This window comes from Endozoicomonas sp. ALC013, assembly GCF_049310205.1.
Classification (GTDB): domain Bacteria; phylum Pseudomonadota; class Gammaproteobacteria; order Pseudomonadales; family Endozoicomonadaceae; genus Endozoicomonas.
The window spans coordinates 1-5,667 of sequence record NZ_JBLYNS010000215.1; the positions used below are offsets into that span (position 1 = coordinate 1).

At 44.8% G+C, this 5,667-nt stretch carries 4 protein-coding genes; 3 read left to right on the forward strand and 1 reads right to left on the reverse strand.

Annotated features, from left to right (window positions below):
- Positions 1 to 4 precede the first annotated feature (4 nt).
- Positions 5 to 343 (reverse strand): hypothetical protein, encoded by a 339-nt coding sequence (locus ACO6V1_RS22050; protein ID WP_422468590.1) that lies wholly within the window; start codon positions 341 to 343, stop codon positions 5 to 7.
- Positions 344 to 657: 314 nt separating this feature from the next.
- Here ACO6V1_RS22050 and ACO6V1_RS22055 point away from each other — a divergent pair, with 314 nt between their 5' ends.
- The 3 genes from ACO6V1_RS22055 to ACO6V1_RS22065 form a co-directional block, all read left to right on the forward strand.
- Entirely contained in the window at positions 658 to 1,965 is a 1,308-nt protein-coding gene (locus ACO6V1_RS22055) for a hypothetical protein (RefSeq protein ID WP_422468592.1), read from the forward strand.
- Between the two features lie 380 nt (positions 1,966 to 2,345).
- The gene (locus tag ACO6V1_RS22060; RefSeq protein WP_422468594.1) at positions 2,346 to 5,063 is read left to right on the forward strand and encodes a carboxypeptidase regulatory-like domain-containing protein; all 2,718 of its coding nucleotides are present in this window, start codon (positions 2,346 to 2,348) and stop codon (positions 5,061 to 5,063) included.
- On the forward strand, positions 5,060 to 5,667 hold a 608-nt coding region (locus ACO6V1_RS22065), incomplete at its 3' end, for a hypothetical protein (protein WP_422468596.1). The genes ACO6V1_RS22060 and ACO6V1_RS22065, both read left to right, overlap by 4 nt.

A 5,667-nucleotide genomic window follows, 5' to 3' on the forward strand; every position in this document is an offset into this window, starting at 1 on the left:
TTACCTATAATGGTTGGAAATCAGTAAGTATTTTCCTGGCCGCACCGAACGTGTGTTTCAGGTTATGGAGCCTATCTTCTAACCAGAGCTTTCTCCTGGCTTTACTGTCTGGAAATAATGCTTCTGCTGCCCCGGCCAAGTATTCCGAGGCATGATAAAAATTGAGTATCTGAGCCGAGGTGTGCTCCGTCAGATAGCGCCAGTTTTCTTTAGCACCATCAGCGACCCCCACATAAGTCGCTTGCGGGTAAAGGCGTTTTAGTTTTGCAATCTCCTCGTCCAGTTTGCCCATAAAGCTATGCTTGCCATATTCAGGTGAGCTGGCGGTATAAATAGTGTGCAATCGATCATCACCATTGGCCGATTAAAGACTCAGGGTTCCACACATCGCTTCTCTCCAGCCGTTTTCACAGAGCAACATGCAGGTTCCATCCAGACCTATGGCAATGCTTTCGACAGGTTCTGGCAGGAGCGGCAAGTCATATTCGATGTCTTTCACTCGACTCTAAAGTTTTAGTCTGATTATTGGGTCAAATTTGAGCAGGTCTCACTGCTGCTACTCGGACTTTAGCTGCGCAGGGTCTTCATCGTGGCAACAGGAGGCCTACTGTACCAAGCTTGGTTGCAAAGTAATGTATTGGCAACATTCATGTAACCATGCTCATACGTATTCTTCCCGGCGCTACCCAGTTTATTGATCATCTCGATCAAGCTTTACGTCGCGCTCCGCAAGCTCAGCGACTGACTATCAAGCAACGCTATTTTCTGGCATTTATCATTTCGGCAATGATTCTGACGCAGAAGCTCTGTTGGGCAACCATGGAACGTCGAAGCCTTGGCCAATACACATCAGCCGCCTTATGGTGGATGTTTTACCGATCCGAAATTGTCTGGCATCTACTGCTACGCATCAGTGTTCTCGTCATTATTGACCGCTATGGTTTATCAGAGGGAAATCTTCTTATTGACGACACCGGGCGCTCACGATGCAAACGAACCAAAAAGATAGGCAAGACCCACAAGATCAGGGAGAAGAAGACCAGTGGTTATGTCAACGGTCAGGAGCTGGTCTTTCTGGTTTTACAAACCCCGCTGGTGACCATTCCCATTGACTTCCGGTTCTATATGCCTGACCCGAAGATGACCGAATGGCGGAAGAAAAGAGACTTGTTGAAAAAACAGGGAGTTCCTTCAAAGGATCGACCTCCCAAGCCAAAGCCCAACAGTGAGTACCCAACAAAACAGCTACTGGCGCTGGATATGATTCAGGCTTTCCAACGGCACTTTCCTGATATGAACGTCACCGGCATCCTGGCGGATGCTCTCTGTGGTGATGCCCATTTTATGGATGGAGCTTCCTCAATCTTATCGGGAACACAGGTGGTTAGCCAGCTCCGTTGGAACCAGACGGTGATCTACAAAAACAAAGAAGTTAATCTGAAGACCTATTTTGACAGTTATCTCGGGCCTGGCGTTAAAAAAACGCTGGTCATACGAGGAGGAAAGGAGCAAAAGGTGACGGTATTGTCTGCCCGTCTCAAGGTTAAAGCCCATGGGCAGAAGCGATTTATTATTGCTTTGAAATACGAGGGAGAGGACGACTATCGCTATCTGGCCGCCACGGATGTTTCCTGGCGTCATGATGATATTGCCCGGCTTCACACGCTGAGGTGGTTGATCGAGGTGTTCTTTGAGGACTGGAAACTTCATGAAGGCTGGTGCAACAGAGCCTTGCAGCAAGGCATTGAAGGGTCTGAGCGTGGCGTGATCCTGAGCGTGCTGTGTGACCATATGTTGCTCCTTCATCCTGAACAATCTGCCCGCCTGGAACACAAGCAGCCCCGGGCGGGCAGCCTGCGCTTACCGTTGGCTGTCTGGTCGAGAAGCTCAGAATCGATGCGTTGCTGGATATCATCCGGACAGTTGTGGAGTCAGAAAATCCTCAGGAGCAGTTCAAGAAGCTGACGGAGTCTCTGGAAGACTACCGGCCAGTGAGAATATCCAGCAAGCATATGGCGGGCAGGGAGCTGGGGAGAATGATGCCAACTGCTTCACTCAAGTATCGTTTGCCTGAATATCAAACACTCGTGCATTAGAAACTTGAGAGTCGAGTAAAATGATCAGCCAACCTGCGAAAGGGCCTGTTTTTGCCGTGTTACTTGAGGCTTTAAAACAAGTGCTGTAGTATTGCTCAGGATAATTTATACAACATATGTCGTATACTATTGCGTCAATATTCTTTGTTGTGATTATGGGTTACACGACTTGTAGTAATAGTTGACTAGATGTAGTTGAAGCGAAGCTCGGCTCATTCAACATAATAAAAATATGCAAGGGATAGTAGAGTGCATAAGAAAAGCAAGTATTCATGTTGTTTGATTTTTGCTATCAATCTGTTTTGTCTTCTAAAAATTGGAAGTCTGTGGGCTCTTAATACGAAATTTCTTGAGAAAAATGTAGCAGACAATGGAAGTATTTTTAGTGACTCTGATCTAACCAGCGTTTCAAGATCTACGGTTGAGGCTGTCTTTACTTTGAGGCTTCTGGGAAATGTAGATCCCTCTATTCAGGCTAATGCGCTAAAATATTTGGAGAGTTTTAAGCTGGAGAGTCTTGAAACTGAATCTCTGTCAGCCATTACATTTCATAAAATCAGACAAGGCGTTCCTGTTGCTACTGAACTTGATGAGATCCTGAGTCGTCAAAATCAGGATGGCGGGTTTGGTAGCCATGAGGGATATGATAGTAGTGTATTCGATACGGCTGTAGCGCTTTATGCGATATCACAAGTTTCACAAGATCAAATGGCTGAAGCAGCCGCTATTCAGTACTTGTTAGACAGGCAGGATAAAAGCGGAGCTTATTCTGTCTATGATTCTAATGAGTCTTCCATTCCCGTAACTTCTCTTGTCTATACAGCGCTTCAACCCTACAGGTTTAAATATAAAGATATTCCCGATGCTTTACGTGAAATAGGGTACTACCTGTTAGAAAATCCACCGGTTGATTCTGGTTTGGATGGGGTTTGGAAAAAATCCATTGCTTTGCTTGCAATCATTCCTGAGATTCGGGATTCCCGCCTGTATAGCACCCAGGTAAATGAGTTGAAAGCTAGTCAGCTGTCTGATGGATCTTGGGGTGGAGATGTTTTTGTAACAGCCTTATCTCTCCGGGCTCTTCATCTTGCGAGTAATATCACCTTCCCTGAAGAGCCAACGGCTGGGACATTCAGTGGCAGGGTGTTCTCTGTCAACCAAAACCTCCCGTTGAGTGATGTTGTTGTTAGCGTTAAGGGTCAAGAGGATAGAGCCTCCAGAACCGATGACAAAGGTTATTTTGTTGTTAAAAATGTTGAGCCCGGAAAACATGAAATAGTCTATTCAACTGCAGGTTACCAAGCAGTTAAGCAGACAGCTGAAGTAACAAAAGGCCAGGTTGTAAACCTTGGCTTCGTCAGGCTTCAAGCTGCCCCCAATGTAGTAGTAATCACCGGTGAAATACTCATAACAAATTCTGAAGTGCCCATAAGTGGCGCTACGCTATCGCTTGTAGACGAGAAAGGTGAAGTTAAATACACAATAATTAGCGACAGTTCAGGGCAGTATCAAGCTGAATTAGAACCGGGAAAATACAAGATCAAAGTGACAGTGCCTGGGTATAGAGAAGTTTTTGTGGATGCAGATTTGGAAGCAGGAAAGAAAATGCTCTTTTCCCCATCTCTTGTTAAACAAGGGGAGCCTGAGGACATAAAACTTTCAGTTGCAGGAGTGGTTGTTGATTCAGACTCAGGTCAAGTCATTGAGGGTGTCAGAGTTGAAGTACAGAGTTCTACTGCCTCGGTGTTAACTGATGGCGATGGCCGTTTTGCTCTTGATGATCTGGAAGCTGGAAAGATCACTCTGGTTGTGTCAAAAGGGGGGTATCAGGAAAGGTCGCTTGAGTTTATAGCAAGTGCAGGAAATAAGGTTAATGTAGGGAATGTGCTGCTTGTTAAAAAGTCTGAAGGGGTAGACGACAATAGTTCCTTGTTTGGTAAAGTGATTGATGCTGTCAGCGGACTTCCGATTCAAAATGCTACGATAGCAGTTGATGGTTCGGATCAATCAACAAAAACACTGTCTGACGGAACATACACTCTTGATGAAGTAAAAGATCTGAAATTCAAATTGTTGGTAAGTGCGTCAGGGTATTGGAGTCAACTGCCAGAAGTCGATATGGATGCGCATGGAAGATTACAGTTCAACGTCTCTTTGTCTCCCTCAGATTTGGGTGGTCTTAGCGTTACTGAGCTAGGGGCAGGAAGTTCTGACTTTTCAGCATATGAGCCCATTTCAATTACAGCGATTATTAAGAATGCAGGCGATGTTCCGAAGACTGCGCAACTGTATATAGAAGTTCTGGATAGTGCTGACAGGGTTCTCTTTGCAACACCTGTTGGTAGTATGGCGGGGGGGATTGGACCCGGCGATCCGATTGTGATTCTACCTGAAAAATCTGTTTCTGTAGACGCTAACTGGTTTACCGCGAATAAACCGGCGGGTAGATATCGCATTAAGCTGTCTGCTTATGACAAATTTACAAAGCAACTACTTTCTGAGAAATACTCCACTATTACGATTGTTGAGACTAGCGCATTGGCTCAGGTCAATCTCAGGTTAAACAAAGCATTTACTCATGTTGGCGCAACAGAGCGAGTGTTGTTAATGGCTGATGTAATTAATCGCTCAAACCAGCCATCTGATTTCACCTTTAAAACGATTTGGCGTGATGCTGGCACTGACATTATAAAAGAGTCAGATACAGTGCTGAGCTTGCTTGGCAGTGATACAGAAAAATCAATCGATTTGCTGGATATGGAATACTCCTTCAAAGAAAGCGGGCGCTACCCGTTTACTGTTGAATTGAGTGATTCGCAGTTATCGCCCGAAATTCAGGAAATCTCTGTAGAGGTTGCCCCTACTGTTCGAGTTGAAGCTGAGCAAAGCATATCTGAGAAGGTTATTACTCCTGATGGGGATAGAAAAATCACCATTGAAGTAAAGATCAAGGGAGTTGAGCAATGAGAATCAAGGAAAATGACAGCTCTACATTGGTGATGGCTCTCGCCCTTATATTAATAACTGCATTGGTCGCTGCTAATGCTTATGCAAATGGCAATAGTGGTAAAAATTATGTGCTGTCATTTATGCCAAATCATAGTGGTAGTGCTCGCTTATCTGTCATTATATCCAGTGAACAGAGCGCAAGTGGCACTGTACTCATACCAGGACTTAATTTTGTAAAAGATTTTTCGATTGAACCAAACTCTATTGCTCGTATAGAAATTCCATCCAAAGCAGATGAGCCAAGTGTAAATAGTATTTCAAATCTTGGGATACGTGTAACAAGCGACGTTAAAGTGGCTGTGTATGGTTTAAGCCAAGAACAACATACAACAGATGCTTTTTATGGATTGTCCGTTGATACTTTGGGGACTGAATATTCGATACTTGGTTACAAGGGGCTCTCAGGAAGCTTGCCCTCTGAGTTTTCAGTAACCGGGGTTTACGATGGTACCGATGTTACCATTACACCTATTTTAAGCGCACATGGCAGGCAAGAAGGAGAGCCGTTTACGGTTACGTTGGACGCTAATGAAGTTTTTTTGTTCAATGATCCCAGTAGTGG